This window comes from Halomonas terrestris, assembly GCF_049166755.1.
Classification (GTDB): Bacteria; Pseudomonadota; Gammaproteobacteria; order Pseudomonadales; family Halomonadaceae; genus Halomonas.
Genome location: NZ_JBMHFZ010000001.1, coordinates 460485 through 487339 on the forward strand (window position 1 = coordinate 460485; position 26855 = coordinate 487339).

Genomic DNA, 26855 nt, shown 5'->3' on the forward strand with positions numbered 1-26855 from the left:
GCCGGTGCTCAGTTCAGACACTGGTAGCGTTTGTCGTTGAGCAGCAGGTCGATGGTGGTCTGGGTGCTGTCCCGCCCGAGATCCAGGGTCGCGTGAACCTGGAAGCGCAATTGCAGCGGGTCACCGCCATGAGGCAACGACTCGACTTCCACCCGTCGCACCCGTGGCTCGAAACGCTCGATGCACTGGCGGATGGCGCGCTGGATGCTGAGTTCCAGGTCGAGCACGCCGATGGTGGCGTCGTTGAAGTCCAGCAACCCCAGCGCCGGCGCACACTCGCTGTGCCCCGGATGGCTGTTGAGCAGGTCGACGAGATGACGCTTGATGGACTCGACGGTGTCGACGAGGCTCGGCTCGGCCGGCTGTCCGGGCGCGGCCAGGCGCTCGAACAACCGGTTGCCGAACATGCCACCACGGTGAAGGGTCATGGCAGCGGCACCCCCTTACTCCTTGTCGAGGCGTCCCACCAGCGACAGCTCGAAGTTGGCCCCCATGTACTTGAAGTGCGGACGCACCGCCATGGAGACCTGATACCAGCCCGGGTCACCCTCGACGTCCGAGACCTGGATCGAGGCCGCCCGCAGCGGACGACGGCTGCGCACGTCGGCCGGCGGATTCTCCTGGTCGGCGACGTACTGGCGAATCCAGGCGTTGAGCTCGCGCTCGAGATCCTGGCGCTCCTTCCAGGAGCCGATCTGCTCGCGCTGCAGCACCTTGATGTAGTGCGCCAGGCGATTGATGATGAACATGTAGGGCAGCTGGGTGCCGAGCTTGAAGTTGGTCTCGGCGGCCTTGCCCTCGGGGGTGTTGGGGAAGGTCCTGGGCTTCTGCACCGAGTTGGCGGAGAAGAAGGCGGCGTTGTCGCTGCCCTTGCGCATGGTCAGCGAGATGAAGCCCTCCTCGGCCATCTCGAACTCGCGGCGGTCGGTGACCAGTACCTCGGTGGGAATCTTGGCCTGCAGCTGGCCCAGCGCCTCGTAGGTGTGCACCGGCAGGTTCTCGACGGCGCCGCCGCTCTGCGGGCCGATGATGTTGGGGCACCAGCGATACTTGGCGAAGCTGTCGGTGAGTCGCTCGGCGAGCAGGTAGGCGGTGTTGCCCCACAGGTAGTGCTCGTGGTCCTCGCTCACCGTCTCGCGATAGTGGAAGCTCTTGACCGGGTTCTCGACCGGGTCGTAGGGCATGCGCAGCAGGAAGCGCGGCGCGGTGAGCCCCAGGTAGCGGGCGTCCTCGGACTCGCGCAGGCTGCGCCAGCGGGCATACTTCGGGCCCTCGAAGATGGCCTTGAAATCCTTGATGTGGGGCAGCTCCTCGAAGCTGTCGATGCCGAAGAAGCTCGGTGCCACCGAGGAGAGGAAGGGCGCATGGGCCATGGCCCCCACCGCTGAGGTGTACTGCAGCAGCTTGATGTCCGGGGTCGACGGCGAGAAGTCGTAGTGGCCGATGATGCCGGCCACCGGCTCGCCGCCGAACTGCCCGTACTCCGCCGCGTAGACGTGCTGGTAGAGCCCGCTCTGGCTGAGTTCGGGGGCGAACTCGAAGTCCTCGAGCAGCTCCTCCTTGGTGGCATGGAGCACGTCGAGCTTGATGTTCTCGCGGAAATCGGTGCGGTCGACCAGCAGCTTGAGCCCGCGCCAGGCCGACTCGAGCTGCTGGAATCCCGGCTCGTGGAGGATCTCGTCCACCTGGCCGCCGATCTTGCGATCCAGCTCGACGATCATGCGGTCGACCACCGACTTGTTGACCTGGGGCGCATCGCTGTCGCTCTGCAGCAGTTCGGCGATGAACGCCGCCACCCCCTGCCTGGCGATGTCGTAGCCTTCATCGGCCGGCACCATGCGGGTCTGCGCCATCACCTGGTCGAGAAGGGAGTCCTCGGCCCCGGCCTCGGTGGCCGGGCCCTGCGTTTGTGCCGTATCGCTCATGAAATTGCCTCGCGTCCTTATGCCTGGCGTGCGTCGCCTGCCGTCACCCGCCCGAGGGGGTCAGGCATCATCCTTGTCGTGCGTATCGAGCAGCTCGAGCTCCGAGAGCAGCTGCTGACGCGCCTCGTCGCTCTCCATCAGCTTCTGCAGCCGTTCACGGAAGGCCGGCACATTGCCCAGCGGCCCCTTGAGGGCGACCAGCGCCTCGCGCAGCTCGACCAGCTTGCGCAGCTCCGGTACCTGCCGGGCCACGCTGTCGGGGGCGAAATCGTCCAGCGACTCGAACGAGAGGTTCACGGCCAGGTCGGTGGTCTCGTCGCCCTCGGCGAGACGGTTGGGCACGGAAGCCTGCAGGCCGAGCCCCGCCTCGCGCATCACCGACTGGAAGTTGTTCTTGTCCACCGAGACCTTGTCGCGCTCCTCGATCGGGGTCTCCTCGGCTCCCCCCTTGAAGTCCCCCACCACCAGCAGCTTGAGCGGCAGCTCGGTCTCCGCCTGCTGGTCGCCGGTGGCAGGCACATACTTGATGTTGATGCGCTCTTTCGGCGCAACGCTCCCTTCCTTTGCCATGGTGGCACTCCCTGACGTACGCGCTGTTCTTTCGGACGATGCCTCGCTGGACGGGGCCCGATTGCCGGAACGCCACGAACGGGAGAGGCGCAACCGCCTGGTGGCTGCCCTGGCCGGGCGAACCGGCGGATGCACGTCTCGGCACGCGCCGTTGACCGGCCCATGCCCGAGGCATCGTCACGATTGCCGTTGATGAGGCGTGAGGGTAGTCGTGCTGGAGGGGGCTGCCAAACGCGGGAAAAACACCGATCGCGCCGGATCCGGCAGAACCCGTGACGGTCATCCTTGCCGGGAATGGCCTGCAAAATGCTGCAAAAGGTCACCTACTGCCTTCAACTGTTCCATTCTGGAACAGAGCGGCAACTGCTTGATTACACGCCTTGTAGGAAATCCTGTACAAGAAAATAGGAAATAACCACCCCTCGATCTCCGTCATGACGACACCCGGAATGCCCCCATGACTCGGGGGACGGGACCATTCCGGACGGGGTGTCCTGCGGGCTCGAATGCCCGCTGGCTGCCAGGGACTCGGCTTCAGCCGAGGAAGGGGAATGCCCGGGGCGACGTCTCGTCCACCCCGGGTCGGCGCCGACCAGGGAGGGGGATCAGGAGAGGCGAGCGCGGATCGAAGCCTCGATGCCGTCGGCATCCAGGCCACACTCGGTGAGCAGTTCTGCCGGCTTGCCGTGCTCGACGAAGGCGTCGGGCAGCCCCAGGTTGAGCACCGCCGCCTGCACGCCCTCGGCGGCCAGCAGCTCGTTGATCGCACTGCCGGCCCCCCCGGCCACCACGTTCTCCTCCAGGGTCACCAGCAGTTCGTGCTCGTCGGCCGCGGCAAGCACGGCGTCGCGATCCAGCGGCTTGATGGTGCGCATGTTGAGGTGGGTGGCATCCAGGGTTTCGGCGACCGCCGCCGCCGCGGTATTGAGACTGCCGAAGGCCAGCAGCGCGACCCGCCTGCCGCGACGACGCACCTCGGCCTCGCCGATCGCCAGGGGCGCCAGGTGATCGGGAATCTCGACGCCCGGTCCGGTGCCACGGGGATAGCGCACGGCGGCGGGGCCGGGATGGTGATAGGCGGCGGTGAGCATGGCGCGGCACTCGGCCTCGTCGGCCGGGGCCAGGATCACCATCCCCGGCACGCAGCGCAGGTAGGAGAGATCCAGGCTGCCATGGTGGGTGGGGCCGTCCTCGCCCACCAGGCCGGCACGGTCGATGGCGAAGGTGACGTCGAGCTCCTGCACCGCCACGTCGTGGATCAGCTGGTCGTAGCCGCGCTGCAGGAAGGTGGAGTAGATCGCCACCACCGGCTTCATCCTCTCGCAGGCCATGCCGGCGGCGAGCGTCACCGCATGCTGTTCGGCGATGGCCACGTCGTAGTAGCGCTCGGGGTACTCCTGGGAGAAACGGATCAGGTCGGAACCCTCGCGCATGGCCGGGGTGATGCCGATCAGCCGCTCGTCGGCGGCCGCCATGTCGCACAGCCAGTCGCCGAAGACGTTGCAGTACTTGCGCGGCTTCCCGACGGAAGGACTCGCCGGCTTGAGCGGCGGCGGGGTGTCGCCGTTCTTCTCCAGCTTGGTGATGGCGTGGTAGCCGATGGGGTCGGCCTCGGCCGGCAGGAAGCCCTTGCCCTTGCAGGTCTTGACGTGCAGGAACTGGGGGCCTTCCAGGTCGCTCATGTTACGCAGGGTCTGTACCAGCAGCGGCAGGTCATGGCCGTCGATGGGACCGATGTAGTTGAAGCCCATCTCCTCGAAGAGTGTCGCCGGGCTGACCATGCCCTTCATGTGCTCTTCCGTGCGCCGCGCCAGCTCGAGGGCCCCGGGCAGGTGCGAGAGCACCTTCTTGCTGCCCTCGCGCATGGTGGTATAGGGCTTGCTGGCCAGGATTCGCGCCAGGTAGCTGGCGATGCCGCCGACGTTCTCGGAGATCGACATCTCGTTGTCGTTGAGCACCACCAGCAGGTTCGCATCGACATGGCCGGCATGGGCCAGGGCCTCGAAGGCCATGCCGGCGGTCAGGGCGCCGTCGCCGATCACCGCACAGACCCGGCGCTGCTCGCCGCGGGTACGGGCGGCCAGGGCCATGCCCAGCGCCGCCGAGATCGAGGTACTTGAGTGCCCCACGCCGAAGGTGTCGTACTCGGACTCGGCCCGCCGCGGGAAGGCCGCCAGGCCGCCGTACTGGCGAATGCGCCGCATCGCCTCGCGGCGACCGGTGAGGATCTTGTGGGGATAGGCCTGGTGGCCCACATCCCACACCAGGCGGTCATGGGGCGTCTCCAGCGCCTGGTGCAGCGCCACGGTGAGCTCCACCACGCCGAGACCCGCACCGAAGTGGCCGCCACTCACCCCCACGCTGTAGAGCAGGTAGGCGCGCAGCTCGTCGGCCACCTGCAGCAGCTGGGTCATGGACATGGCCCGCAGGGCGGCCGGCGTGTCCAGGGTGTCGAGCAGCGGCGTGGCCGGACGCTCGACGGGGATGTCATCGAACAGCTTCATGTGAGCCCTGTAGTGTCAGTGGTCACGCTCGATCATGTACCGAGCCAGTTCAGCCAGGGCAGCCCCGGCGCTACCCAGTGGAGCCAGGGCGGCGACCGCTTCCTCGACCAGCTCATGGGCCCGCGACCTTGCCCCATCGAGCCCCAGCAACGTGGGATAGGTGGGCTTGTCGCGGGCGGCATCGGCCCCGGTGGCCTTGCCCAGGGTGACGGTATCACCGGTGACGTCGAGCACGTCGTCGTGGATCTGGAAGGCCAGGCCGATGGCCTCGGCATAGGCCTCCAGCGCACCCAGGCGCGGGTCGGCCTCGTCCACCGCCACCAGGCCACCCAGGCGCACGGCCGCGCGGATCAGCGCGCCGGTCTTGTGGCCATGCATGGTGGCCAGCGCCACGACATCGGGATGCCCCCCGACGGCGGCGAGGTCCAGCGCCTGGCCGCCGGCCATGCCGTCGCGGCCGGCGGCGGCGGCCAGGGTCAGCAGCAGTGCCGGCAGCCGGGGATGGGCGGCACGGGCCAGCACTTCGAAGGCCAGGGTCTGCAGGGCATCCCCGGCCAGTATCGCCGTGGCCTCGTCATAGGCCCGGTGCACCGTGGGCTGGCCACGGCGCAGGTCGTCGTCGTCCATGGCGGGCAGGTCGTCATGGACCAGCGAGTAGGCGTGGATCAGCTCCAGCGCCATGGCCGGGGCGTCCAGGTCATCGTCGGCCGCCCCGAGGGCACGACCGGCGGCATAGACCAGCACCGGACGCAACCGCTTGCCGCCCACCAGCACGCCGTGGCGCATCGCCGCCTCGAGCCGAGGAGCCGGCGCCGAGCGCCCCGCGAACAGCGCCTCGAGGCACGCATCGACCCGGGCACGATCGGCGGCCAGGCGGGCCACCAGGGGATCAGCGTTCACCGTCATCCTCCGCGGGCGGGGTGTCGAAGGGCTCGAGCTCGATGCTCCCTTCCGGCCCCTCGATCAGGGTGCGCACCTTGAGCTCCGCCTCGTCGAGCCGGCGCTGGGCATCGCGGGTCAGGCGCACGCCCTGCTCGAAGGCGGCGAGCGCCCCTTCCAGCGACAGCTCGCCGGACTCGAGCCGCTCCACCAGCTGCTCGAGCCGCTCGACGGTGGCGGCGAAGTCCATGCCCGCCTCCTCGCCTTCCGCCAGCTCCGGCGATCGCTCGTCACGCTCTGCCATGGGACCCCTTGCCAGTCATGAATCCAGAAAGGCGACAGTATACACGCTCTCCCCCCGGGGTCGTCTGCCCCGGCACGGGGTCGGCCCACATGCAGGACGCTCATTGAGGCAGCGCAGCATTTTCATCTTCGCTCATGCCCGCTGTGCTACCATAGGCGCCCTGTTTCGAGCCTGCCCCAGGAGCCTGTCGGATTTGACCGATCGTCGCGAGAGACACGGGTTTCGGGACCAGTTCATCGATCTGATGAGGCGAATAGCGGGCTCTCTTTAACGAAGCAGATCGAATGAAATCGACCGAAAGCCCGGGGTTCGCAGTAGATCAGCGTCAAGTCCGACAGGCTCCCAGCCCGCGGCCGTTCCTGATCGGCTGGCCACCAGGCTCTCCATGTCACGACACAGCTTGCGGCTCGCACCGAAGAAGAGGGTTGATTCGACCATGGCCAAAACGTCCCTGGACAAGAGCAAGATCAAGATCCTGCTGCTCGAGGGCGTCCACCAGAGTGCGGTGGACAATTTCCTGAACGCCGGTTACACCAATATCGAGCACCTGCCGACCTCGCTCGACGAGGAGACGCTGATCGAGAAGATCCGCGACGTCCACTTCCTCGGCATCCGCTCGCGCACCCAGCTCACCGAGCGCGTCTTTGCCGCGGCCGAGAAGCTGGTCGCCGTGGGCTGCTTCTGCATCGGCACCAACCAGGTCGATCTCAACGCCGCCCTCGTCCGCGGCATCCCGGTCTTCAACGCTCCCTACTCCAACACCCGCTCGGTGGCCGAACTGGTGCTGGCAGAGGCGATCATGCTGCTGCGCGGCATTCCCGAGAAGAATGCCCGCGCCCACCAGGGCGGCTGGCTGAAGTCGGCCAGGAACTCCCACGAGGCCCGTGGCAAGACCCTGGGTATCGTCGGCTACGGCAGCATCGGCTCGCAGCTCTCGGTGCTGGCCGAGTCACTGGGCTTCGACGTCATCTACTACGACGTGGTGGCCAAGCTGGGCATGGGCAACGCCCGCCAGGTGGCCAGTCTCGAGGAGTTGCTGGCCCGGGCCGACGTGGTCAGCCTGCATGTGCCCGAACTGCCCTCCACCAAGTGGATGATCGGTCAGGAGCAGATCGCCCTGATGAAGCAGGGCGGCATCCTGATCAATGCCTCCCGCGGCAGCGTGGTGGTGATCGAGGCGCTGGCCGAGGCGCTCTCCGCCGGCAAGCTCAATGGCGCCGCCATCGACGTCTTCCCGGTGGAGCCCAAGGGCAACAACGAGGAGTTCGTCAGTCCGCTGCGCGGCCTGGACAACGTCATCCTCACGCCCCATGTCGGCGGCTCCACCCTGGAGGCCCAGGAGAACATCGGCATCGAGGTCTCCGAGAAGCTGATCACCTACTCCGACAACGGCACCACCGTCACCTCGGTCAACTTCCCGGAGGTCGCCCTGCCGGCCCACCCGGGCAACCATCGCCTGCTGCACATCCACGACAACGTGCCGGGCGTGCTCTCCGAGATCAACCGGGTGCTCTCCGAGAACGACATCAACATCTCCGGCCAGTACCTGCAGACCAACGAGAAGGTCGGTTACGTGGTGATCGACGTGGACAAGGCCTATGGCCGCCAGGCGCTCGACGCCCTGCGCCATGTCGAGCACACCCTGCGCGTCCGGGTGCTCTACTCCGAGAGCAGCTACGAGGAGTAGGGCCACAGCCCCTCGCGACATCTCCCCCCGGGGCCAGCCACCGCGTCACGTCGACGCGGTGGCTTTTATTGTGCTAATGGTAAACGTTCCCAGGACGCGCCCCGGTGATTCTCGACATGCCGTCCCGGCCTGTCTGCGCGTGGCGCCGCGCGCCCTCTCGGGTCGCAGGCCCGTCGAATGACCGGTCGCGGACGCCAGGCTGGCCCCATCCCCCACCACTGGAGACCCCGGCATGCAGGATGACAGCTCACCGGTACTGCGCCGCGATGACGACGCCGTGACCACCCTGACCCTGAACCGCCCTCGCAGCTTCAATGCCCTCTCGGAGGAGGTGCTCGAGGCGCTCGGCGCCGAGCTGGAACGGCTGGCCGACGACGGCGGCGTGCGCTGCGTGGTGATCGCCGCCGAGGGCAAGGCCTTCTGCGCCGGCCATGACCTCAAGCAGATGCGCGCCAACCCCGACAAGGCCTACTACCAGGGCCTGTTCGCCCGCTGCGGCGCGGTGATGCAGGCCATCGTCGAGCTGCCGGTGCCGGTCATCGCCCGGGTGCAGGGGCTGGCCACCGCTGCCGGCTGCCAGCTGGTGGCCAGCTGCGACCTGGCGGTGGCCGCACGCTCGGCCCGCTTCGCCGTCTCCGGCATCAACGCCGGGCTGTTCTGCTCCACTCCCGCCGTGGCGCTGTCACGCAATGTCAGCCGCAAGCGAGCCATGGAGATGCTGCTCACCGGCGAGTTCATCGATGCCGACCAGGCCCGCGACTGGGGGCTGGTCAACCGGGTCGCCGACGACGCGGCGCTGGATGCGGTGCTGGGCGAGCTTACCGCGAGCATCTGCGCCAAGAGCACGGTGGCCGTGCGCACCGGCAAGGCGATGTTCCAGCGCCAGCTGGCCATGCCGCTGGAGGAGGCCTACGCCTTCGCCGGCGAGGTGATGGCCTGCAACATGATGGCCGAGGACGCCGCCGAGGGCATCGATGCCTTCATCGAGAAGCGGGCACCGCAGTGGCGACACCGCTGACGCACCCGCAGCCGGCAATGGAAGGCATTTCCGCAACCGAGACAGGGCCGTGACGACACGGTATCCTGTCGGCTGGAGCATGAACGCGGCACGAGGAGAGACCGGGTGAGCGAAGTCAAGCGCAGGACGGCGGGGCGCCCCGCCGGATCAGGCAAGTCGGCCAGCGGCCACAGCCAGTCACTGGTACGCGGGCTCAACCTGCTCGAGCGCCTGGCCGCCAGCCCCGGTGGCCTGGCGCTTTCCGAGCTCGCCGAGCAGGCCGACCTGGCGCCCTCGACGACCCACCGCCTGCTCCAGGCGCTGCAGAGCCAGGGCTTCATCACCCAGGACAACGAGCTCGGCGTGTGGAAGATCGACGTCAAGACCTTCCGCATCGGCAACAGCTTCCTCGAGGCGCGTGACTTCGTGGCCACCAGCCGCCCCTTCCTGCGCCGCCTCACCGCCCAGACCGGCGAGACCGCCAACCTGGGCATCCGCGACGGTGGCACCGCGGTGTTCCTCGCCCAGAGCGAGTCGTCGCAGATGATGCGCATGATCACCCGGCTCGGCTCCCGCGCCCCGCTTCACGCCTCCGGGGTGGGCAAGGCACTGCTGGCCTGGCTGCCCGACGACGAGTTCGATCGAATACTCTCCGAGCGGGGCCTCGCCCGCGTCACCGAGAACACCCTGCACACGCCGGAGGCCCTGCGCGAGGGGATGGCCGAGATCCGCCGCCAGGGCTTCGCCTGCGACCGCGAGGAGCACGCCATCGGCCTGCAGTGCGTGGCCGCCTGCATCCACGACGAGCATGGCATCCCGCTGGCGGCCATCTCGGTCTCCGGGCCCAAGGCGCGCATCCCCGAGTCGCGGCTCCCCGAGCTGGGGGAGCTGGTGCGCGACACCGCCGCCGAGATCACCGCTCGACTGGGGGGCAGGGTGCCGGAAGCCTTGGCCGAAAGGTGACACAGGGGGCTCGGAAAACTCCGACATGGTAGTATCGTGAAGTGGCCCTTGCTCGGCTGGAACCCGCGTGACCAGGCCGACTTATATGATACGATATTGCGCACCGCAATAACCGCCATTGCCCTGTCGACCCATCGACGGGATCACTGCAAAGGGATTCGGCTCTCACCATGTCGTCCGCCACCGATTGCGTCGCCGACCTCGTCGACGGCTTCCAGAAGCGCCGCCCGATTCGCGCCGGCTCATTGATCATTACCGTCTATGGCGATGCCATCGTGCCGCGCGGCGGCACGGTGTGGCTGGGCAGCCTGTCGAAGCTGGTGGAGCCGATCGGCATCAACGAGCGGCTGGTGCGCACCTCCGTCTACCGCCTGACCCGGGAGACCTGGCTGCAGGGGGAGAAGGTCGGCCGCCGCAGCTACTACAGCCTCAGCGGACCCGGACGGCGGCGTTTCGAACAGGCCTTCAAGCGCGTCTACCACGGCACCCAGGCCCCCTGGTCGGGGCAGTGGACCCTGGTACTGCTGACCCAGCTGGACAGCGCCCGCCGCCAGAAGGTGCGCGACGAGCTCGAGTGGCTGGGCTTCGGCCACTTCGCCCCCGGGGTACTCGCCCACCCCACCCTCAACCGCAGCGAGGCCACGGCCGCCCTGCAGGAAATGGGCGCGGCCGACGAGACCATCGTCATGCAGACCGAGGCCCTGGCCCCCCTGGCCAGCAAGCCACTGCGCCTGCAGGTGCGAGAGAGCTGGAACCTCGATGCCCTGGCGGAGCACTACCAGCGCTTCCTGGTGCAGTTCCGCCCACTGTGGAAGGCACTGAACGAGGAGAACCACCTCGGCGAGGAGGAGTGCTTCATCGCCCGCATCCTGCTGATCCACGAGTACCGGAAGGTGCAGCTGCGCGACCCCCAGCTGCCCGATGAACTGCTGCCCACGGCCTGGGAGGGACGCAACGCCCAGCAGCTGTGCCGCAACATCTACCGCATGATCTACCGCCGTGCCGAGCAGTGGCTCGATCGCCACCTGGAGACCGCCGAAGGCCCCCTGCCGGCTCCCGGCCCCAGCTTCTACCAGCGTTTCGGCGGGCTGGAGTAGGCCCCCGGACCGCTCCCTCGACAGCCATCCACGCAAGCGCCCCCTGCCGGGGCAGGGGGCGCTTGCATCGTCACCGCCGGCAACGCCGGCCCCTCATGACCGGTTCTGCTGGCTCAGGGTCTGCTGCTTGGGCCGGGTATCGCCGGCGTTCAACCGCGGCCGGTCGGCCTCCAGCTCGGCCAGCGGCTCGCAGGGTTCCAGGCTGTCGCGGCAGCGCTCGGTCAGGCGCTGGTACTCCCGGGTGCCCTGCTGCTTCCAGGCGACCTCCTCGTCACTCAGCTCCCGCTTGACCTTTGCCGGCGCGCCCATGACCAGCGACTGGGGCGGGCACTCGAAGCCGGTCTTGACGAAGGCCGCCGCGGCGACGATGGAGCGCGCGCCGATCACGGCATGGTCCATCACCACGGCGTTCATGCCGACCATGGCGTCCTGACCCACCACGCAGCCGTGAAGCACGGCGCCGTGGCCGATATGGCCATCCTTCTCCACCCGGGTGACACAGCCCGGGAAGCCGTGCATCACGCAGGTATCCTGCAGATTGGCCCCCTCCTCCAGCACCAGCTGGCCGAAGTCGCCGCGCATCACCGCGCCGGGCCCCACGTAGCAGCCCGGGCCGACGATGACGTCGCCGATCAGCACCGCGGTGGGATGCACATGGGCGGTGGGGTGCACCACCGGGGTCACCCCCTCGAGTCGATAGCAGGGCATCACGTGTCTCCTTCAGTCAGGCTGGCCGTGGCGACGGCTCTGCACCACCACGAAGCGCCGGGCCACGAAGGCCTGGTCGCACAGGGAAGCGTTGGCCGCCGGGTTGCCGCCGGTGGCGTGGAAGTCGCTGTAGGCGGCGGACTGGTTGACGAGGATACCGCCGTCCAGGTTGAGCGACAGCGGGGCCGCCACCTCCATGGCCAGCCGCTCGAACTGCTCGGCCACGGCGTCATCGGTGGTGTAGGCGCCGAGCGTGATGGCGCCCTTCTCGCCGATCACCTCGCGGGCCAGCTCGATGCTGTGCGCGGTGCTGTCGGTGGCGATCACGAAGCTGATCGGGCCGAAGCGCTCCTCGCTGAAGGCGTCGCGCTGGCTGGCGTCGCGCTGGCTGGCGTCCACCTTGAGCAGCAGCGGCGTGTGGATGCGCGCCCTGGGGAACTGGGCGTGCTCGCGGGGCTCGCTGTCGAGCAGCACCTCGCCGAGACCGCGGCACTCGTCGATGCGGGCGGCCGTGGCCGGCGACTGGATGGCCCCCAGCACGGCACAGGCGCGATCGTTGTCGCCGAGGAATTTCTCCACGGCCTTGGCCAGGGCGCCGGCCACCTCGTCGAAGGAGAGCCGGCCCTCGGCGGTCCTGATGCCCTCCTTCGGCACATAGATCGCCTGGGGGGTGGTGCACATCTGGCCGGAATAGAGGCTCAGGCTGAAGGCCAGGTTCTGGGCCACCGGCTTGATCTGCTCCACGCTGTCGATGATCACGCTGTTGATACCGGCCTTCTCGGTGAACACCTGGGCCTGGGTGGCGTTCTGCTCCAGCCACTCGCCGAAGGCGTTGGAGCCGGTGAAGTCGATCAGCTTCACGGCCGGGTCCAGGGCCAGCGCCTTGGTCACCGGGGCGTCGGCGCTGTCGGCGGCCAGGCTCACCAGGCAGGGATCGAAGCCGGCTTCCTCGAGCACCTCCTGGGCCACACGGGCGGTCATGGCCACGGGCAGGATGGCTCCCGGGTGCGGCTTGAGGATCACCGGGTTGCCGGTGGCCAGGCTGGCAAACAGGCCTGGATAGGTGTTCCAGGTGGGGAAGGTGGAGCAGGCCACCACCAGCGAGATGCCGCGCGGCACGACATGGTAGCGCTTGTCGAGCACCAGCGGGTCGTGCCTGCCCTGGGGCTTCACCCACCTGGCCGTCGCCGGCACTCGGGACATCGCCTGCCAGGCGTAGGTCACGGCCTCGAGGCCGCGATCCTGGGCGTGGGGGCCGCCGGCCTGGAAGGCCATCATCGCCGCCTGGCCGCTCGTGTGCATCACCGCCTGGGCGATGTCGGGGCTCATGGCATTCAGCCGTGCCAGGATCTCCAGGCAGACGCCGACACGGGCCTCGGCACCGGCATCGCGCCAGGCCGGCATGGCCGCCTGCATGGCGCTGACCAGGGCGGCGCTGTCGGGCTGGTCGTAGGTGACACCCAGCTCGAAGCCGTAGGGCGAGACCTCGGCGCCGACCTGGCCGGCCACGCCCGGGGTCTTGAGGGAGAAAGGCTGCTTGAGCAGCGCCTCGAAACGGGCGGGCGCGCCCTTCACGACCTCTTCCGGATACTTCTTGATATTCTCCGGGTAGGGTGTCCAGAAACCACGGGTGGTGATGGCCTCGACGGCCTGCTCGAGGGTCTCGCGATGACGGTCGAACATCTGCTGGGCTTGCTGCGACATGCGGGGCTCCGGCCTGTGGCGGCTTTATTCGATACAGGATCAGCGGAAAGACTATCCATCCCGTAACGAAACATCAAACCCCACCTCGGCACCGGCCGTTTGAACCACCCGAGACAGTCCCAAAAACTATTTCAACATCAGTGTATTAAACGACATGTCTGAGGAATGAGCGGTGAGTTTCGACCATGGTATAACCTCGCCTCCGCAACGGGCGATTCTCCGTCACAACCTCCTGAAAAACCAGGCAAATTCTTCAACCTTACGGCATAAACGATACACCATTCGGCATATCCATGATTTGATGCGTATCAAAAAAAACCTATACTCGACCTTTGCTCAGACCCAGTCGCCATATCGCGTCAACGCCACGCCAGAAGCGAGGAGACCATGCCCAACCACCTGATCGTCGAGGGGCCAAGCCGAGGGGTACTGCGCATCGCCCTGCACCGCCCGGAGGCGCTGAACGCCCTCAATACCGCCCTGCTCGCCGAGCTGGCCGAGACCCTGGGCGGGGCCGTCGATGACACCGAGGTGCGCGCCGTGGTGATCAGCGGCAATCAGCGTGCCTTCGCCGCCGGCGCCGACATCAAGGAGATGGCCGAGCGGGACCTGGTCGGCATGCTGGAGGATCCTCGCCAGCGCCACTGGGCCGCCATCGCCCGCTTCAACAAGCCGATCATCGCCGCCGTCAACGGCTTCTGCCTGGGCGGCGGCTGCGAGCTGGCCATGCACGCCGACATCCTGATCGCCGGCGAGGACGCTCGCTTCGGCCAGCCCGAGATCAATCTCGGCATCATGCCCGGCGCCGGCGGTACCCAGCGCCTGGTGCGCGCCGTGGGCAAGGGGCTGGCCACCCAGATGGTGCTCACCGGCGAGCCGATCTCCGCCCGCCGCGCCCTGGAGGCGGGCCTGGTCAGCGAGATCACCCAGCCGGAGCTGACCGTGGAGCGGGCCGTCGCCGTGGCCGAGACCATCGCCGCCAAGGCGCCGCTGGCCGTGCGCCTGGCCCGGGAGGCGCTGCTCAAGGCCGAGGACACCGACCTGGCCACCGGCCTGCGCTTCGAGCGCCACGCCTTCACGCTGCTGGCCGGCACCCAGGACCGCGAGGAGGGCATCCGTGCCTTCCAGGAAAAACGCCCCGCCACCTTCACCGGGCAATGACACAGGATCCTGATCATGAGTGAAGCTCCCCTGCTCTATTCCGTGGAAGACGGCGTCGCCCGCCTCACGCTGAACCGCCCCGACAGCCTCAACAGCTTCAACGCCGAGCTGCACGCCGAGATGCGCCAGGCCCTCAAGGCCGTGCGCCAGGACAGCAGCGTGCGCGCCCTGCTGCTGACCGGCAACGGCCGCGGCTTCTGCGCCGGCCAGGACCTCTCCGACCGCAACGTGGCCCCCGGCGCCGAGGCGCCGGACCTGGGCGAGTCGCTGGAGAAGCGCTACAACCCCATGCTGCGCGCCCTGCGCGACCTGCCGATTCCCACCGTCTGCGCGGTGAACGGCGTGGCCGCCGGTGCCGGGGCCAACATCGCCCTGGCCTGCGACATCGTGCTGGCGGCACGCTCGGCGAGCTTCATTCAGGCCTTCTGCAAGATCGGCCTGATCCCCGACTCCGGGGGCACCTGGAGCCTGCCGCGCCTGGTGGGCATGGCCCGGGCCAAGGGGCTGGCGATGCTGGGCGACAAGCTCGGCGCCGAGCAGGCCGAGCAGTGGGGCATGATCTGGAAGGTGGTGGATGACGAGGCGCTGCAGGACGAGGCGCTGACCCTGGCGCGCCACCTGGCCGACCAGCCCACCCGCGGCCTGGCGCTGATCAAGCGTGCCCTGCACGCCAGCAGCGACAACGACTTCGACGAGCAGCTCGACCTCGAGCGCGACCTGCAGCGCCTGGCCGGCCGCACCGAGGACTACCGCGAAGGCGTCAGCGCCTTCATGGAAAAGCGCCAGCCCAGCTTCAAGGGAGAGTGACATGCCTGCTCTGGAACAGACCGCCGTGATCGGCGTGATCGGCGCCGGCGCCATGGGTGCCGGCATCGCCCAGGTGGCCGCCCAGTCCGGCCACCCGGTGCGTCTCTACGACAACCGTGACGGCGCCGCCCAGGCCGGCATCGACGGCGTGCGCCGCCAGCTCGAGAAGCGCGTGGCCCGGGGCAAGATGGCCCAGGACGAGGTCGAGGCCATCGTCGGCCGCATGACCCCGGCCACCACCCTCGCCGAGCTGGCCGACAGCCGCCTGGTGGTGGAGGCGATCGTCGAGAACCTGGAGGTCAAGCGCGGCGTGTTTGCCGAGCTGGAGTCTCTCTGCGACCCCGACACCCTGCTGGCCAGCAACACCTCGTCGCTCTCCATCACCTCCATCGCCGCGGGCCTCGAGCGCCCCGAGCGCGTCGCCGGGCTGCACTTCTTCAACCCCGCGCCGGTGATGAAGCTGGTGGAGGTGATCTCGGGCCTGGCCACCGACGCCGAGGTCGCCGAGACCCTCCATGCCACCGCCGCGGCCTGGGGCAAGGTGCCGGTCCACGCCAGCTCCACGCCGGGCTTCATCGTCAACCGCGTCGCCCGCCCCTTCTACGCCGAGGGGCTGCGCCTGATGCAGGAGGGTGCCGCCACCCCCGCCACCCTGGACGCCCTGCTGCGCCAGGCCGGCGGCTTTCGCATGGGCCCCTTCGAGCTGATGGACCTGATCGGTCACGACGTCAACTACGCCGTGACCCGCTCGGTGTTCGACGCCTACTTCGGCGACACCCGCTTCGAGCCCTCCCTGGTGCAGCAGGCGCTGGTCGAGGCCGGGCGCCTGGGGCGCAAGAGCGGCCAGGGGTTCTATGATTATCGAGATCGTGACGGGCAGCATGAAGGCGCCACGCCCGACTTCGCCCCCGCCGTCGAGGCCGAGCTGCCGACCCTGGTGGCCGAGGGCCAGCTCGTTGCCATCGCCCCCCTGGTGGTCCGCGCCGAGGCCGCCGGTCTCGAGGTGGTGCGCCGGGAGAGCATTTCCGGCGAGGCGCGCCTGCGCCTGGGCGGCCTGACGCTGGCGCTGAGCGATGGCCGCTGCGCCGCCGAGCGCGCCCGGGATGAAGGCCTCGAGGCCCTGGTGCTCTTCGACCTCTGCCTCGACTACCAGAGCGCCGGCGCCATCGCCCTGGCGGCGAGCCCCGGGGTCGACGCCGAGGCCCGCGAGCAGGCCACCGCGCTCTTCCAGCGCCTGGGCCTGGAGGTCGCCTGGCTCACCGACACCCCCGGCCTCGTGGTGCTGCGCACCGTGGCCATGCTCGCCAACGAGGCCGCCGACGCCGTGCTGCAGGGCGTGTGCAGCGCCCGGGATGGCGACCTCGCCATGCAGGCCGGCGTCAACTATCCCCGCGGCCCGCTGGCCTGGGCCGATGCCCTGGGCCTTCCCTTCGTGCACCGCACCCTCACGCACCTGCAGCAGAGCTACGGCGAGGAGCGCTACCGCACCTCCTTCCTGCTGCGTCGCAAGGCCCTGGCCGAGGAGACCTTCCATGACTGAAACGACCCTGACCCCGCAGCAGCTGGCCGAGACCTGCGCCGACGCCATGTTCTCCCGCGACCATGCCAGCCAGGGGCTCGGCATGCGCATCCAGAGCGTGGCCCCGGGCCGCGCCGTGCTCTCCATGACCGTGCGCGAGGACATGGTACAGGGCCACGGCAACTGCCACGGCGGCTTCATCTTTGCCCTGGCGGACTCTGCCTTCGCCTTCGCCTGCAACACCTATGACGAGGCCACCGTGGCCTCGGGCTGCAGCATCGACTACCTGGGCCCGGGCCAGCTGGGCGACGTGCTCACCGCCACCGCCGAGGAGCGCAGCCGCCGGGGCCGCACCGGCATCTACGACATCACCGTACGCAACCAGCACGGCCAGGAGGTCGCCCTGTTCCGGGGGCGCTCCTACAAGATCCGCGGCACCGTTCGCCGCCTGGAAGAGACTGCCGCAGAGAGCCAAGCATGAAAGACGCCCTGATCATTGACGCCATCCGCACGCCCATCGGCCGCTACGGCGGCGCCCTCTCCCCGGTGCGCGCCGACGACCTGGGCGCCGTTCCCCTGCGCGCCCTGATGGCGCGCAACGCCTCGGTGGAGTGGGCCCGGGTCGACGACATCTTCTACGGCTGTGCCAACCAGGCCGGCGAGGACAACCGCAACGTGGCGCGCATGTCGGCGCTGCTGGCCGGCCTGCCGGTCGAAGTGCCCGGCACCACCCTCAACCGCCTGTGTGGCTCCGGCATGGATGCCGTGGGCAACGCCGCCCGCACCATCAAGGCGGGCGAGGCCGAGCTGATGATCGCCGGCGGCGTCGAGTCCATGTCCCGGGCCCCCTTCGTCATGGGCAAGGCCGAGCAGGCCTTCTCGCGCAGCGCCAACATCTACGACACCACCATCGGCTGGCGCTTCGTCAACCGCCAGATGAAGGCGCAGTTCGGCATCGACTCCATGCCGGAGACCGCCGAGAACGTCGCCGAGCAGTTCAAGATCTCCCGGGAAGACCAGGACGCCTTCGCCCTGCGCAGCCAGCAGCGCACTGCCGCCGCCATGGAAGCGGGCCGCCTGGCCGAGGAGATCGTGCCCGTCGAGGTCCCCCGCCGCAAGCAGGAGCCGCGGGTCGTGGATACCGACGAGCACCCCCGCGCCTCCACCACCCTGGAGCAGCTGGCGGGGCTCCCCACCCCCTTCCGGGAGGGCGGCAGCGTCACCGCCGGCAACGCCTCCGGGGTCAACGACGGCGCCTGCGCCCTGCTGCTCGCCTCGCCGGAGGCGGCCGAGCGCTACGGCCTCAAGGCCCGGGCCCGGGTGGTGGGCATGGCCACCGCCGGCGTCGAGCCGCGCATCATGGGCTTCGGCCCGGCACCGGCCAGCCGCAAGGTGCTCGAACAGACCGGCCTGACCCTCGACCAGATGGACGTGATCGAGCTCAACGAGGCCTTCGCCGCCCAGGCGCTGGCCGTGACCCGTGACCTCGGCCTGGCCGACGACGCCGAGCACGTCAACCCCAACGGCGGCGCCATCGCCCTGGGCCACCCGCTGGGCATGAGCGGCGCCCGCCTGGTGACCACCGCCCTGCATGAACTGGAACGCCGGCAGGGACGCTACGCGCTGTGCACCATGTGCATCGGCGTGGGTCAGGGTATCGCCCTGATCATCGAGCGCCTCTGAGACAGCGCGCGACAACCCCCTGCGACCGGAGATCCCCGATGAACCAGACCGTGAAGCGTATCGACACCGCCAGCCTCGACCCCCTGGAGACCGCCAGCCTCGACGAGCTGCGCGCCACCCAGGTCAAGCGCCTGCAGTGGAGCCTCAAGCACGCCTACGACAACGTGCCCTTCTACCGCCAGTCCTTCGACAAGGCCGGCGTGCACCCCGAGGACGTCAAGAGCCTCGAGGACCTGGGCAAGCTCCCCTTCACCACCAAGGCCGACCTGCGCGACAACTACCCCTTCGGCATGTTCGCCACGCCGATGAGCGAGATCGTGCGGGTCCACGCCTCCAGCGGCACCACCGGCCAGCCCACCGTGGTCGGCTATACCCAGCATGACATCGACACCTGGGCCGACGTGGTGGCGCGCTCCATTCGTGCCGCCGGCGGCAGCCGCAACGACAAGGTGCACGTCGCCTACGGCTACGGCCTCTTCACCGGCGGGCTGGGCGCCCACTACGGCGCCGAGCGCCTGGGCTGCGCGGTGATCCCGATGTCCGGCGGCCAGACCGAGAAGCAGGTCCAGCTGATCCGCGACTTCCAGCCGGACATCATCATGGTCACCCCCTCCTACATGCTCAACATCGCCGACGAAATGGATCGCCAGGGCATCGACCCCCGCGAGCTGCCGCTGCGCGCCGGCATCTTCGGCGCCGAGCCCTGGACCAACGACATGCGCCTGGCGCTGGAGCGGCGCCTGGGCATCGACGCCCTGGACATCTACGGCCTCTCCGAGGTGATGGGTCCGGGGGTGGGCATGGAGTGCCTCGAGACCAAGGATGGCCCGACCATCTGGGAGGACCACTTCTACCCCGAGATCATCGACCCGGTCACCGGCGAGCTGCTGCCGGACGGCGAGTATGGCGAGCTGGTCTTCACCACCCTCACCAAGGAGGCGCTGCCGGTGATCCGCTACCGCACCCGCGACCTCACCCGCCTGCTGCCGGGCACCGCACGCCCCATGCGCCGCATCGACAAGATCACCGGCCGCAGCGACGACATGCTGATCATCCGCGGGGTCAACGTCTTCCCGACCCAGATCGAGGAGCAGCTGCTCAAGATCGAGCAGCTCTCGCCCCACTACGAGATCGAAGTGACACGCCAGGGCAACATGGACATGGTCCGAGTGCGCGTCGAGGCGTGCAGCAACGACGTGGCCCGCGATCCGGTGACCTGCGAGCAGCTGGGCAAGCACCTGCAGCACGCCATCAAGACCTATGTGGGCATCAGCACCCAGGTCGATGTCTGCGGCGTGGAGGAGGTCATGCGCTCCGTCGGCAAGGCCAAGCGCGTCAAGGACCTGCGCTGAGCCGCCGCACCCTGCAAGCGATCGCTCTCAACTGCCTTCAGGCCCCCGTCAGGGGGCTTTTTTGTGTCACCTTGTCACCGCGCCACTCGCATGCACACCCGCCTCGTGACGTGCGACCTCCGCGGTGCCAGCCGGTAACCCGCGGGAGAACCGACGCCTTAGCCTATGGTCTAAAGCGACACACAACACAGTTTCTTGCTAAAAAATTTCGTGTCACTATACTGCAAGACATGACGACAATGGGCGTTTCCCCCTGATTGCGACGACGCGGAGGTCACCATGTACGCGCAGCTAGTCGAGACCGGCACCAAGAAGCTCAAGACCCTCGAGGAGATGGCACCCGAGGAGCGCGCCTTCCAGGAACGGATCGATGACGAGATCAAGATCGAACCCAAGAACTGGATGCCCGAGGCGTATCGCAAGACGCTGATCCGCCAGATCTCCCAGCACGCCCACTCCGAGGTGGTCGGCATGCTGCCCGAGGGCAACTGGCTGACCCGCGCGCCCTCGCTGAAGCGCAAGCTGCAGCTGATGGCCAAGATCCAGGACGAGGCGGGCCATGGCCTCTACCTCTACAGCGCCATGGAGACCCTGGGGGCCGACCGCGACGAGGAGATCCAGAAGCTCCACGACGGCCGCGCCAAGTACTCCAGCATCTTCAACTACCCGACGCTGAACTGGGCCGATATCGGCACCATCGGCTGGCTGGTGGACGGCGCCGCCATCGTCAACCAGGTACCCCTGCAGCGCACCTCCTACGGCCCCTACTCCCGCGCCATGATCCGGGTGTGCAAGGAGGAGAGCTTCCACCAGCGCCAGGGCTACCAGATCCTGCTGACGCTGATGCGCGAGGGCACCGAGGAGCAGAGGGCGATGGTGCAGGACTCCATCAACCGCTTCTGGTGGCCGTCGCTGATGATGTTCGGCCCCTCAGACGACAACTCGCCCAACAGCGCCCAGTCCATGGCCTGGAAGATCAAGCGCCACAGCAACGACGAGCTGCGTCAGCGCTTCATCGACCAGACCGTTCCCCAGCTGGAGCTGCTCGGCTGCACCGCGCCGGACCCGGACCTGAAGTGGAACGAGAAGACCGGCCACTACGAGTTTGGCGAGATCGACTGGTCCGAGTTCTTCGACGTGATCCAGGGCAACGGCCCCTGCAACCGCGAGCGCATCGAGGCCCGCCGTCGCGCCATCGACGAGGGCGCCTGGGTCCGTGAGGCCGCCGTGGCCCACGCCGAGAAGCAGCGCCAGCGCCGCGACGCCGCCTGATCCCAGGCCATCCGATACCGCAGGGAGGCGCCGGGCGGCGCCTCCCCCAACGACAAGCACCGAGGTAATTCCCCATGGCAGACTGGCCCCTCTACGAAGTCTTCGTGCGCAGCAAGCACGGCCTGAACCACAAGCATGTCGGCAGCGTGCATGCCGCCGACCGCCAGATGGCCCTCGAGAACGCCCGCGAGCTCTATACCCGCCGCAACGAGGGCGTGAGCATCTGGGTCGTGCTGGCCAGCGATATCACCGCCTCGGCCCCCGACGAGAAGGAGCCGCTGTTCGACCCGTCCAACGACAAGGTCTACCGCCACGCCTCCTTCTACGAACTGCCGAAAGAAGTCGGCCACATGTAAGGGGGCTCCCATGCAGAATGTTTCACAGACCACCCGCACGCCGCTGACCGAATACCTGCTGCGCCTGGGCGACAGCGTCCTGGTGCTGGGCCAGCGTCACGCCGAGCTGTGCGGCAAGGCGCCGGCCCTGGAAGAGGAGATGGCGCTGATGAACGTCGGCCTCGACCTCTTCGGCCAGGCCCGCAACTGGCTCACCTATGCGGCCGAGCAGATCAACGCCGAGCAGGCGGGCATCGCGCTCGACGCCGATGCCCTGGCCTTCAAGCGCGACGCCCAGGACTTCCGCAACCTGCTGCTCGTCGAACAGCCCAACGGCGATTTCGCCGAGACCATGGCGCGCCAGTTCCTGTTCGATGCCTGGCACGTGCCGCTGCTCGAGGGACTGGCCCAGGCCAGCGACCCGCGCATCGCCGAGGTGGCCGCCAAGTCCCTCAAGGAGGCGACCTATCACCTGCGCCGCTCCTCCGAGTGGGTAGTGCGCCTGGGTGACGGCACCGAGGAGAGCCACGCGCGCATGCAGCGCGCCATCGACAATCTCTGGCGCTTCACCGGCGAGCTGGTGCAGTTCGACGAGGTCGACCAGGCCATGACGGCGGCCGGCCTTGCGCCCGACGCCGAGACTCTGGTGGCCCGCTGGAACGCTACCGTGGAGAAGGTCCTGGAAGCGGCCACCCTGACCCGCCCGCCCGCGGATGCCTGGATGTACACCGGCGGCAAGGCCGGCCACCACACCGAGCACCTGGGCTTCCTGCTGGCGGAGATGCAGTACCTGCCGAGGGCCTATCCCGATGCCACTGTCTGGTAACGCTTCCCGCCCGGACTCCCGGCGACTCGAGGGCCAGGACGACTGGCCCTCCACCGACCTGATCGGCAGCGACCGCCGCGGCCTGCCCCCGGCCGGTGCCGAGGGCGACGTCGACGCCGTGCTGGCGGTGCTCCACGAGGTGCCGGACCCCGAGGTCCCCGCCGTCGACGTGGTCGAGCTGGGCATCGTGCGCGACATCGACTGGATCGATGGCCGCCTGCGGGTCCAGGTCACGCCCACCTACTCCGGCTGCCCCGCCACCGAGGCGATCGAGCAGCATATCGAGGAGGCGCTGACCGCCGCCGGCTACGCCGACCCGCAGATCGAGCGCCGCCTGTCGCCGGCCTGGACCACCGACTGGATCAGCGAGGAGGGCCGCGAGAAGCTGCGCGCCTTCGGCATCGCGCCTCCTGTCGGCAGTGCCAGCAAGCGCAGCCTGCTCGGCGAGGATCCTGTGGTGCCCTGCCCGCTGTGCGGCAGCGAGCACACCGAGCGGGTCAGCGAGTTCGGCTCCACCGCCTGCAAGGCGCTCTACCGCTGCAGGGAGTGCCTGGAGCCCTTCGACTACTTCAAGTGCCTGTAAGAGCCGCTGCGGCCTTCCAGTGACGCGCCCCTTCAGCGAGCGGGCACCCGGTTGCACCCGTTCGATAGCCGACTGACGAGACTAGCCATGAGCCGATTTCACGCCCTGACCGTTCGCGATGTCCGCAAGGAGACCAGCGAGTCCGTCTCCATCGCCTTCGAGGTCCCCGAGACCCTGCATGACGCCTTCCAGTTCACCCAGGGCCAGTACCTGACCCTGCGCCGCGAGATCGCCGGCGAGGAGGTGCGTCGCTCCTACTCCATCTGCACCGGCGTGCACGAGGGCGAGATCCGCGTGGCGGTGAAGCTGGTGCCCGGCGGCGCCTTCTCCACCTTTGCCAACCAGGAGCTCAAGGTCGGCGACACCCTGGAAGTGATGCCGCCCCAGGGCAAGTTCTTCGTGCCCCTGGACCCGAGCCGCAAGGGCCACTATCTGGCGGTGGCCGCCGGCAGCGGCATCACGCCGATCCTGTCGATCATCAGCACCACCCTGGAGACCGAGCCCGAGAGCCGCTTCACCCTCGTCTACGGCAACTTCTCCACCTCCACGACCATGTTCCGGGAGAAGCTGCAGGACCTGAAGAACCGCCACATGGAGCGGCTCAACCTGATCCACATCTTCAACCGTGAGGAGCAGGACATCGAGCTCTACAACGGCATCATCGATGCCGAGAAGTGCCGCACCCTGTTCGATCGCTGGCTGGACGTCCAGGAGCTCGAGGCGGCCTTCCTGTGCGGTCCCCAGCCCATGTCCGAAGCGGTGCGCGACACGCTGAAGGAGTTCGGCATGGCACCGGAGCGCATCCAGCTGGAACTGTTCGGCAGCCGTCCCAACGCCAGCGCACGACGGCCCCAGGCCGGCGGCGTCGGCCAGGTGGCCCCGGAGAGCTCCCATATCAAGGTGATCATCGACGGCCGCACCCTGGAGTTCGAACTGCCGAAGAACACCCGGAGCATCCTGGATGCCGGCAACGAGCACGGTGCCGACCTGCCCTACTCCTGCAAGGCGGGGGTCTGCTCCACCTGCCTGGCCAAGGTTGAGGAGGGCGAGGTGGAGATGGATGCCAACTTCGCCCTCGAGGATTACGAGATCGAGGCGGGCATGGTGCTGAGCTGTCAGTGCTTCCCGATCAGCAAGAACGTGACGCTCAACTACGACCACTGAGAGAACGCTTAATGTCAGTCCTTCAAAGTTACATTGCCGGCCAGTGGCTGGGCGAAACGCCAGCCAAGGCGCTGCCCAGCGCCGTCAATGGCGATACCGTTGCCCATACCCATGAGGAAGCCATCGACTTCGCGCAGGCGGTCGACTACGCCCGCCGCATCGGCGTGAAGAACCTCCTGGCGCTGGACTTCCAGCAGCGGGCCGCCATCCTCAAGGAGCTGGCCATCTACATCCAGGGCCGCAAGGATGAGCTCTACCCGATCTCTCATCATACCGGCTGCACCAGGGCCGACTCCTGGATCGACATCGACGGCGGCTTCGGCACCCTGTTTACCTACGCCTCCACCGGCCGCAAGGAGCTGCCCTCCGGGAACGTGGCCCATGAGGGTCCCGCGATCCAGCTGGGCAAGGATAACCACTTCAACGGTACCCATATCCTGGTGCCCCGCCGTGGTGTTTCCGTGCACATCAATGCCTTCAACTTCCCCATCTGGGGGATGCTGGAGAAATTCGCCCCGGCCTTCCTCGCGGGCATGCCCTGCATCGTCAAGCCGGCGACCGCCACCAGCTACCTCACCGAAGCCGCCGTGCGCGTCATCAACGACTCCGGCCTGCTGCCCGAGGGCGCCCTCCAGCTGATCATCGGCGGTACCGGCGACCTGCTGGACCGTCTGGAAGAGCAGGACTTCGTCACCTTCACCGGCTCTGCCAGCACTGCCCTGAAGCTCAAGAGCCACCCCAACATCATGGCGAAGAGCATCCCCTTCAACGCCGAAGCGGACTCTCTCAACAGCGCCATCATGGCCCCGGACGTCACGCCGGATGACGACGAGTTCGATATCTTCGCCAGGGAAGTGGTGAAGGAAATGACCGCCAAGGCCGGTCAGAAATGTACCGCCATCCGTCGCGTGCTGGTGCCGGCCGAACGGCTGGATGCCCTGGTCGAACGCCTCACGGAGCGCCTGGGCAAGATCACCTTCGGCAATCCGGCCGAGGAGGGCGTGCGCATGGGCGCTCTCGCCTCCCGGGACCAGCTGAGGGACGTCACGGACGCCATCGAACGCCTGCTGGCCACCAGCGACTGCGTCTATGGCCAAGCCGAGGGCCTCAGGCCCGTGGGGGAAGGCGTGGAGAACGGGGCCTTTATCGCCCCCCACCTGCTGGTCAACCGCAACCCGCTGAACGACGGCGGCGCCCACGACATCGAGGCCTTCGGCCCGGTGACGACCCTGATGCCCTACCACGGCATCGACGAGGCCCTGACCCTCGCCGCCAAGGGCAAGGGCAGCCTGGTCACCACCCTGACCACCAAGGACCCGGCCATCGCCGCCGAGATGATCCCCGTACTGGCCGCCCAGCATGGCCGCTTGCAGATCCTCGACGCCGAAGCCTCCAGGGAGTCCACCGGGCACGGCTCTCCGCTGCCGATGCTCAAGCATGGCGGCCCCGGACGCGCCGGTGGCGGGGAAGAGCTCGGCGGCATCCGCGCGGTGCATCACTACCTGCAGCGCACCGCCATCCAGGGCTCGCCCACCATGGTGGCCGCGGTGACCCGCGAATACGTGCGTGGCGCCAGGGTGATCGAGAACGACATCCACCCTTTCCGGCGTCACTTCGACGACCTGCAGGTCGGCGAGTCCCTGCTGACCCACCGCCGCACCGTCACCGAAGCCGACATCGTCAACTTCGGCTGCCTCTCCGGCGACCACTTCTACATGCACTTCGACGAGATCGCCGCGAAGGAGACCCAGTTCGGCCAGCGCATCGCCCACGGCTACTTCGTGCTCTCCGCCGCCGCCGGCCTGTTCGTCTACCCGGGCGAGGGTCCCGTCCTGGCCAACTATGGCCTCGACACCCTGCGGTTCATCACCCCGGTAGCCGTCGGCGACACCATCCGAGCGCGCCTCACCTGCAAGCGCAAGATCGACCAGGGGCGCACCTCTCCCGAGGGACATCCCCAGGGCGTGGTCATGTGGGACGTGGCGGTCACCAACCAGCACGACGAGCTGGTGGCCAGCTATGACATCCTGACCCTGGTGGCGAAGCGGCAGTAACCGCGACGAGCCCTGCCCGAGTCACCTGCCGGGGCCGCGGCCCCGGCCTTCTCATCCCACACGACGACTCCCATCCGACGACCGCGCCCAGCCTCTCTCGGCCGAGCGCGGCCTCCCGCGTCTCATGCCGTCGCCGGTTCGGCCCCGCGGCCCATGAAGGCCTCGGCGTTGGGGCAGAAGCCTCGGCACGCCTCGGCCTCGGCGAAGTCGCGCATCGCCCGCCAGCAGCGGCCCACCTCGGTGCAGCGGTTGCAGGTCGCCTCCAGGCCGACCAGCTCCTCCTCGGCGATGGCCCCCGGATCGACCGCGAAGGTGGTCATCATGGCCGGCATCAGCACCTCGGAGGCGCGGAAATCGGTCACCCGGCGGTCGTCGAGGCTGCGCGCCACCGCCTTCTCCAGCGGTGGGCTCAGCGGCTGCTCCAGGTCGCGGGCCAGTTGCTCGAGTGCCTCGGGGGCGTGGCGGCGAAGCTCGCGCACCACGCGTTCGCCCTGAATGTAATCGGCCAGCCTTTCCATCTCCTGATCTCCTCTTCGGGTATCACCTGTGGCATGTCTTCAGGATAGTGGAAAGGAAAACGCCCCGATTTGACCGGAGTCAAAGCGAGGCGATTCGAGACACGTAAATAAAAATGCTACCAAAAATTTCGTATCATTTTTTCGGGAATGGCGTCGGATCCATCCTGCCGGAGGCCGCCCTCGCTCGGACGACCATCAATAGAGCAACTGGGGCAGGAACAGCACGATCGCCGGGAACACCAA

Annotated in this window: 25 protein-coding genes; 16 read left to right on the forward strand and 9 right to left on the reverse strand. The window is 68.2% G+C overall.

Annotation, left to right across the window (positions count from 1 at the left end):
• Positions 1-8 precede the first annotated feature (8 nt).
• The 6 genes from tssE to ACOMD9_RS02175 all read right to left on the reverse strand — a co-directional run bounded on the left by tssE (position 9) and on the right by ACOMD9_RS02175 (position 6182).
• Complete coding sequence (tssE, locus tag ACOMD9_RS02150) at positions 9-428, reverse strand: type VI secretion system baseplate subunit TssE (RefSeq protein ID WP_421411905.1); 420 nt, start codon at positions 426-428, stop codon at positions 9-11.
• A 15-nt stretch (positions 429-443) separates the two neighbouring features.
• Positions 444-1925, reverse strand: coding sequence for a type VI secretion system contractile sheath large subunit (gene tssC, locus ACOMD9_RS02155; protein WP_421411906.1), 1482 nt, complete (start codon positions 1923-1925; stop codon positions 444-446).
• A gap of 60 nt (positions 1926-1985) precedes the next feature.
• Complete coding sequence (gene tssB, locus ACOMD9_RS02160; protein WP_421411907.1) at positions 1986-2495, reverse strand: type VI secretion system contractile sheath small subunit; 510 nt, start codon at positions 2493-2495, stop codon at positions 1986-1988.
• A gap of 605 nt (positions 2496-3100) precedes the next feature.
• Positions 3101-4999: a 1-deoxy-D-xylulose-5-phosphate synthase gene (gene dxs / locus ACOMD9_RS02165; protein ID WP_421411908.1), complete on the reverse strand. Its 1899-nt coding sequence runs from the start codon at positions 4997-4999 to the stop codon at positions 3101-3103.
• Positions 5000-5014: 15 nt separating this feature from the next.
• On the reverse strand, positions 5015-5905 hold the full coding sequence (locus tag ACOMD9_RS02170) for a farnesyl diphosphate synthase (protein WP_421411909.1): 891 nt from the start codon (positions 5903-5905) through the stop codon (positions 5015-5017).
• Positions 5889-6182: an exodeoxyribonuclease VII small subunit gene (locus tag ACOMD9_RS02175; RefSeq protein ID WP_421411910.1), complete on the reverse strand. Its 294-nt coding sequence runs from the start codon at positions 6180-6182 to the stop codon at positions 5889-5891. Before ACOMD9_RS02175 ends, ACOMD9_RS02170 begins: the two co-directional genes overlap by 17 nt.
• Positions 6183-6618: 436 nt before the next feature.
• Between ACOMD9_RS02175 and serA the strand changes: the two genes are divergently transcribed.
• The 4 genes from serA (at position 6619) to paaX (ending at position 10926) form a co-directional block, all read left to right on the forward strand.
• The gene (gene serA, locus ACOMD9_RS02180) at positions 6619-7869 is read left to right on the forward strand and encodes a phosphoglycerate dehydrogenase (RefSeq protein WP_421411911.1); all 1251 of its coding nucleotides are present in this window, start codon (positions 6619-6621) and stop codon (positions 7867-7869) included.
• Positions 7870-8101: 232 nt separating this feature from the next.
• Entirely contained in the window at positions 8102-8887 is a 786-nt protein-coding gene (locus ACOMD9_RS02185) for an enoyl-CoA hydratase (protein ID WP_421411912.1), read from the forward strand.
• Between the two features lie 105 nt (positions 8888-8992).
• Entirely contained in the window at positions 8993-9829 is an 837-nt protein-coding gene (bhcR, locus tag ACOMD9_RS02190) for an HTH-type transcriptional regulator BhcR (RefSeq protein ID WP_421411913.1), read from the forward strand.
• Between the two features lie 170 nt (positions 9830-9999).
• Positions 10000-10926 (forward strand): phenylacetic acid degradation operon negative regulatory protein PaaX, encoded by a 927-nt coding sequence (paaX, locus tag ACOMD9_RS02195; protein WP_421411914.1) that lies wholly within the window; start codon positions 10000-10002, stop codon positions 10924-10926.
• A gap of 93 nt (positions 10927-11019) precedes the next feature.
• Here the strand turns inward: paaX and paaY are convergent, their stop codons facing one another.
• Both paaY and paaN read right to left on the reverse strand, forming a co-directional pair.
• On the reverse strand, positions 11020-11634 hold the full coding sequence (gene paaY / locus ACOMD9_RS02200; RefSeq protein ID WP_421411915.1) for a phenylacetic acid degradation protein PaaY: 615 nt from the start codon (positions 11632-11634) through the stop codon (positions 11020-11022).
• A 12-nt stretch (positions 11635-11646) separates the two neighbouring features.
• Complete coding sequence (gene paaN, locus ACOMD9_RS02205) at positions 11647-13338, reverse strand: phenylacetic acid degradation protein PaaN (RefSeq protein ID WP_421411916.1); 1692 nt, start codon at positions 13336-13338, stop codon at positions 11647-11649.
• Positions 13339-13725: 387 nt separating this feature from the next.
• Here paaN and paaF point away from each other — a divergent pair, with 387 nt between their 5' ends.
• From paaF to paaZ, 12 genes are all read left to right on the forward strand, one after another.
• On the forward strand, positions 13726-14499 hold the full coding sequence (gene paaF / locus ACOMD9_RS02210) for a 2,3-dehydroadipyl-CoA hydratase PaaF (protein WP_421411917.1): 774 nt from the start codon (positions 13726-13728) through the stop codon (positions 14497-14499).
• A 15-nt stretch (positions 14500-14514) separates the two neighbouring features.
• On the forward strand, positions 14515-15306 hold the full coding sequence (gene paaG / locus ACOMD9_RS02215; RefSeq protein ID WP_421411918.1) for a 2-(1,2-epoxy-1,2-dihydrophenyl)acetyl-CoA isomerase PaaG: 792 nt from the start codon (positions 14515-14517) through the stop codon (positions 15304-15306).
• A 1-nt stretch (position 15307) separates the two neighbouring features.
• A complete protein-coding gene (paaH, locus tag ACOMD9_RS02220; protein WP_421411919.1) occupies positions 15308-16846 on the forward strand; it encodes a 3-hydroxyacyl-CoA dehydrogenase PaaH in 1539 nt (512 codons plus the stop codon).
• A complete protein-coding gene (paaI, locus tag ACOMD9_RS02225) occupies positions 16839-17306 on the forward strand; it encodes a hydroxyphenylacetyl-CoA thioesterase PaaI (RefSeq protein WP_421411920.1) in 468 nt (155 codons plus the stop codon). Before paaH ends, paaI begins: the two co-directional genes overlap by 8 nt.
• Entirely contained in the window at positions 17303-18508 is a 1206-nt protein-coding gene (gene pcaF, locus ACOMD9_RS02230; RefSeq protein ID WP_421411921.1) for a 3-oxoadipyl-CoA thiolase, read from the forward strand. Before paaI ends, pcaF begins: the two co-directional genes overlap by 4 nt.
• Before the next feature lie 38 nt (positions 18509-18546).
• Entirely contained in the window at positions 18547-19860 is a 1314-nt protein-coding gene (paaK, locus tag ACOMD9_RS02235; protein ID WP_421411922.1) for a phenylacetate--CoA ligase PaaK, read from the forward strand.
• 279 nt (positions 19861-20139) lie between these two features.
• Complete coding sequence (paaA, locus tag ACOMD9_RS02240; protein WP_421411923.1) at positions 20140-21132, forward strand: 1,2-phenylacetyl-CoA epoxidase subunit PaaA; 993 nt, start codon at positions 20140-20142, stop codon at positions 21130-21132.
• Positions 21133-21206: 74 nt separating this feature from the next.
• Positions 21207-21488, forward strand: a complete 282-nt coding sequence (gene paaB / locus ACOMD9_RS02245) for a 1,2-phenylacetyl-CoA epoxidase subunit PaaB (RefSeq protein WP_253447460.1) — start codon at positions 21207-21209, stop codon at positions 21486-21488.
• Positions 21489-21498: 10 nt separating this feature from the next.
• Positions 21499-22293 (forward strand): 1,2-phenylacetyl-CoA epoxidase subunit PaaC, encoded by a 795-nt coding sequence (gene paaC, locus ACOMD9_RS02250; protein WP_421411924.1) that lies wholly within the window; start codon positions 21499-21501, stop codon positions 22291-22293.
• Positions 22277-22876 (forward strand): 1,2-phenylacetyl-CoA epoxidase subunit PaaD, encoded by a 600-nt coding sequence (gene paaD / locus ACOMD9_RS02255; RefSeq protein ID WP_421411925.1) that lies wholly within the window; start codon positions 22277-22279, stop codon positions 22874-22876. Before paaC ends, paaD begins: the two co-directional genes overlap by 17 nt.
• Positions 22877-22963: 87 nt before the next feature.
• Positions 22964-24040 (forward strand): 1,2-phenylacetyl-CoA epoxidase subunit PaaE, encoded by a 1077-nt coding sequence (gene paaE / locus ACOMD9_RS02260; RefSeq protein WP_421411926.1) that lies wholly within the window; start codon positions 22964-22966, stop codon positions 24038-24040.
• An 11-nt stretch (positions 24041-24051) separates the two neighbouring features.
• Positions 24052-26094 carry a phenylacetic acid degradation bifunctional protein PaaZ gene (paaZ, locus tag ACOMD9_RS02265; protein ID WP_421411927.1) on the forward strand — a complete coding sequence of 681 codons (2043 nt, stop codon included), beginning with the start codon at positions 24052-24054 and terminating at the stop codon, positions 26092-26094.
• A gap of 122 nt (positions 26095-26216) precedes the next feature.
• Here the strand turns inward: paaZ and ACOMD9_RS02270 are convergent, their stop codons facing one another.
• On the reverse strand, positions 26217-26612 hold the full coding sequence (locus tag ACOMD9_RS02270) for a hypothetical protein (RefSeq protein WP_421411928.1): 396 nt from the start codon (positions 26610-26612) through the stop codon (positions 26217-26219).
• Between the last annotated feature and the right edge of the window lie 243 nt (positions 26613-26855).

Coding starts and splice junctions, on each gene's coding strand:
- tssE (WP_421411905.1), bottom strand. CDS start 428: ATGACCCTTCACCGTGGTGGCATGTTCGGCAACCGGTTGTTCGAGCGC.
- tssC (WP_421411906.1), bottom strand. CDS start 1,925: ATGAGCGATACGGCACAAACGCAGGGCCCGGCCACCGAGGCCGGGGCC.
- tssB (WP_421411907.1), bottom strand. CDS start 2,495: ATGGCAAAGGAAGGGAGCGTTGCGCCGAAAGAGCGCATCAACATCAAG.
- dxs (WP_421411908.1), bottom strand. CDS start 4,999: ATGAAGCTGTTCGATGACATCCCCGTCGAGCGTCCGGCCACGCCGCTG.
- ACOMD9_RS02170 (WP_421411909.1), bottom strand. CDS start 5,905: ATGACGGTGAACGCTGATCCCCTGGTGGCCCGCCTGGCCGCCGATCGT.
- ACOMD9_RS02175 (WP_421411910.1), bottom strand. CDS start 6,182: ATGGCAGAGCGTGACGAGCGATCGCCGGAGCTGGCGGAAGGCGAGGAG.
- serA (WP_421411911.1), top strand. CDS start 6,619: ATGGCCAAAACGTCCCTGGACAAGAGCAAGATCAAGATCCTGCTGCTC.
- ACOMD9_RS02185 (WP_421411912.1), top strand. CDS start 8,102: ATGCAGGATGACAGCTCACCGGTACTGCGCCGCGATGACGACGCCGTG.
- paaX (WP_421411914.1), top strand. CDS start 10,000: ATGTCGTCCGCCACCGATTGCGTCGCCGACCTCGTCGACGGCTTCCAG.
- paaY (WP_421411915.1), bottom strand. CDS start 11,634: ATGCCCTGCTATCGACTCGAGGGGGTGACCCCGGTGGTGCACCCCACC.
- paaN (WP_421411916.1), bottom strand. CDS start 13,338: ATGTCGCAGCAAGCCCAGCAGATGTTCGACCGTCATCGCGAGACCCTC.
- paaF (WP_421411917.1), top strand. CDS start 13,726: ATGCCCAACCACCTGATCGTCGAGGGGCCAAGCCGAGGGGTACTGCGC.
- paaG (WP_421411918.1), top strand. CDS start 14,515: ATGAGTGAAGCTCCCCTGCTCTATTCCGTGGAAGACGGCGTCGCCCGC.
- paaH (WP_421411919.1), top strand. CDS start 15,308: ATGCCTGCTCTGGAACAGACCGCCGTGATCGGCGTGATCGGCGCCGGC.
- paaI (WP_421411920.1), top strand. CDS start 16,839: ATGACTGAAACGACCCTGACCCCGCAGCAGCTGGCCGAGACCTGCGCC.
- pcaF (WP_421411921.1), top strand. CDS start 17,303: ATGAAAGACGCCCTGATCATTGACGCCATCCGCACGCCCATCGGCCGC.
- paaK (WP_421411922.1), top strand. CDS start 18,547: ATGAACCAGACCGTGAAGCGTATCGACACCGCCAGCCTCGACCCCCTG.
- paaA (WP_421411923.1), top strand. CDS start 20,140: ATGTACGCGCAGCTAGTCGAGACCGGCACCAAGAAGCTCAAGACCCTC.
- paaB (WP_253447460.1), top strand. CDS start 21,207: ATGGCAGACTGGCCCCTCTACGAAGTCTTCGTGCGCAGCAAGCACGGC.
- paaC (WP_421411924.1), top strand. CDS start 21,499: ATGCAGAATGTTTCACAGACCACCCGCACGCCGCTGACCGAATACCTG.
- paaD (WP_421411925.1), top strand. CDS start 22,277: ATGCCACTGTCTGGTAACGCTTCCCGCCCGGACTCCCGGCGACTCGAG.
- paaE (WP_421411926.1), top strand. CDS start 22,964: ATGAGCCGATTTCACGCCCTGACCGTTCGCGATGTCCGCAAGGAGACC.
- paaZ (WP_421411927.1), top strand. CDS start 24,052: ATGTCAGTCCTTCAAAGTTACATTGCCGGCCAGTGGCTGGGCGAAACG.
- ACOMD9_RS02270 (WP_421411928.1), bottom strand. CDS start 26,612: ATGGAAAGGCTGGCCGATTACATTCAGGGCGAACGCGTGGTGCGCGAG.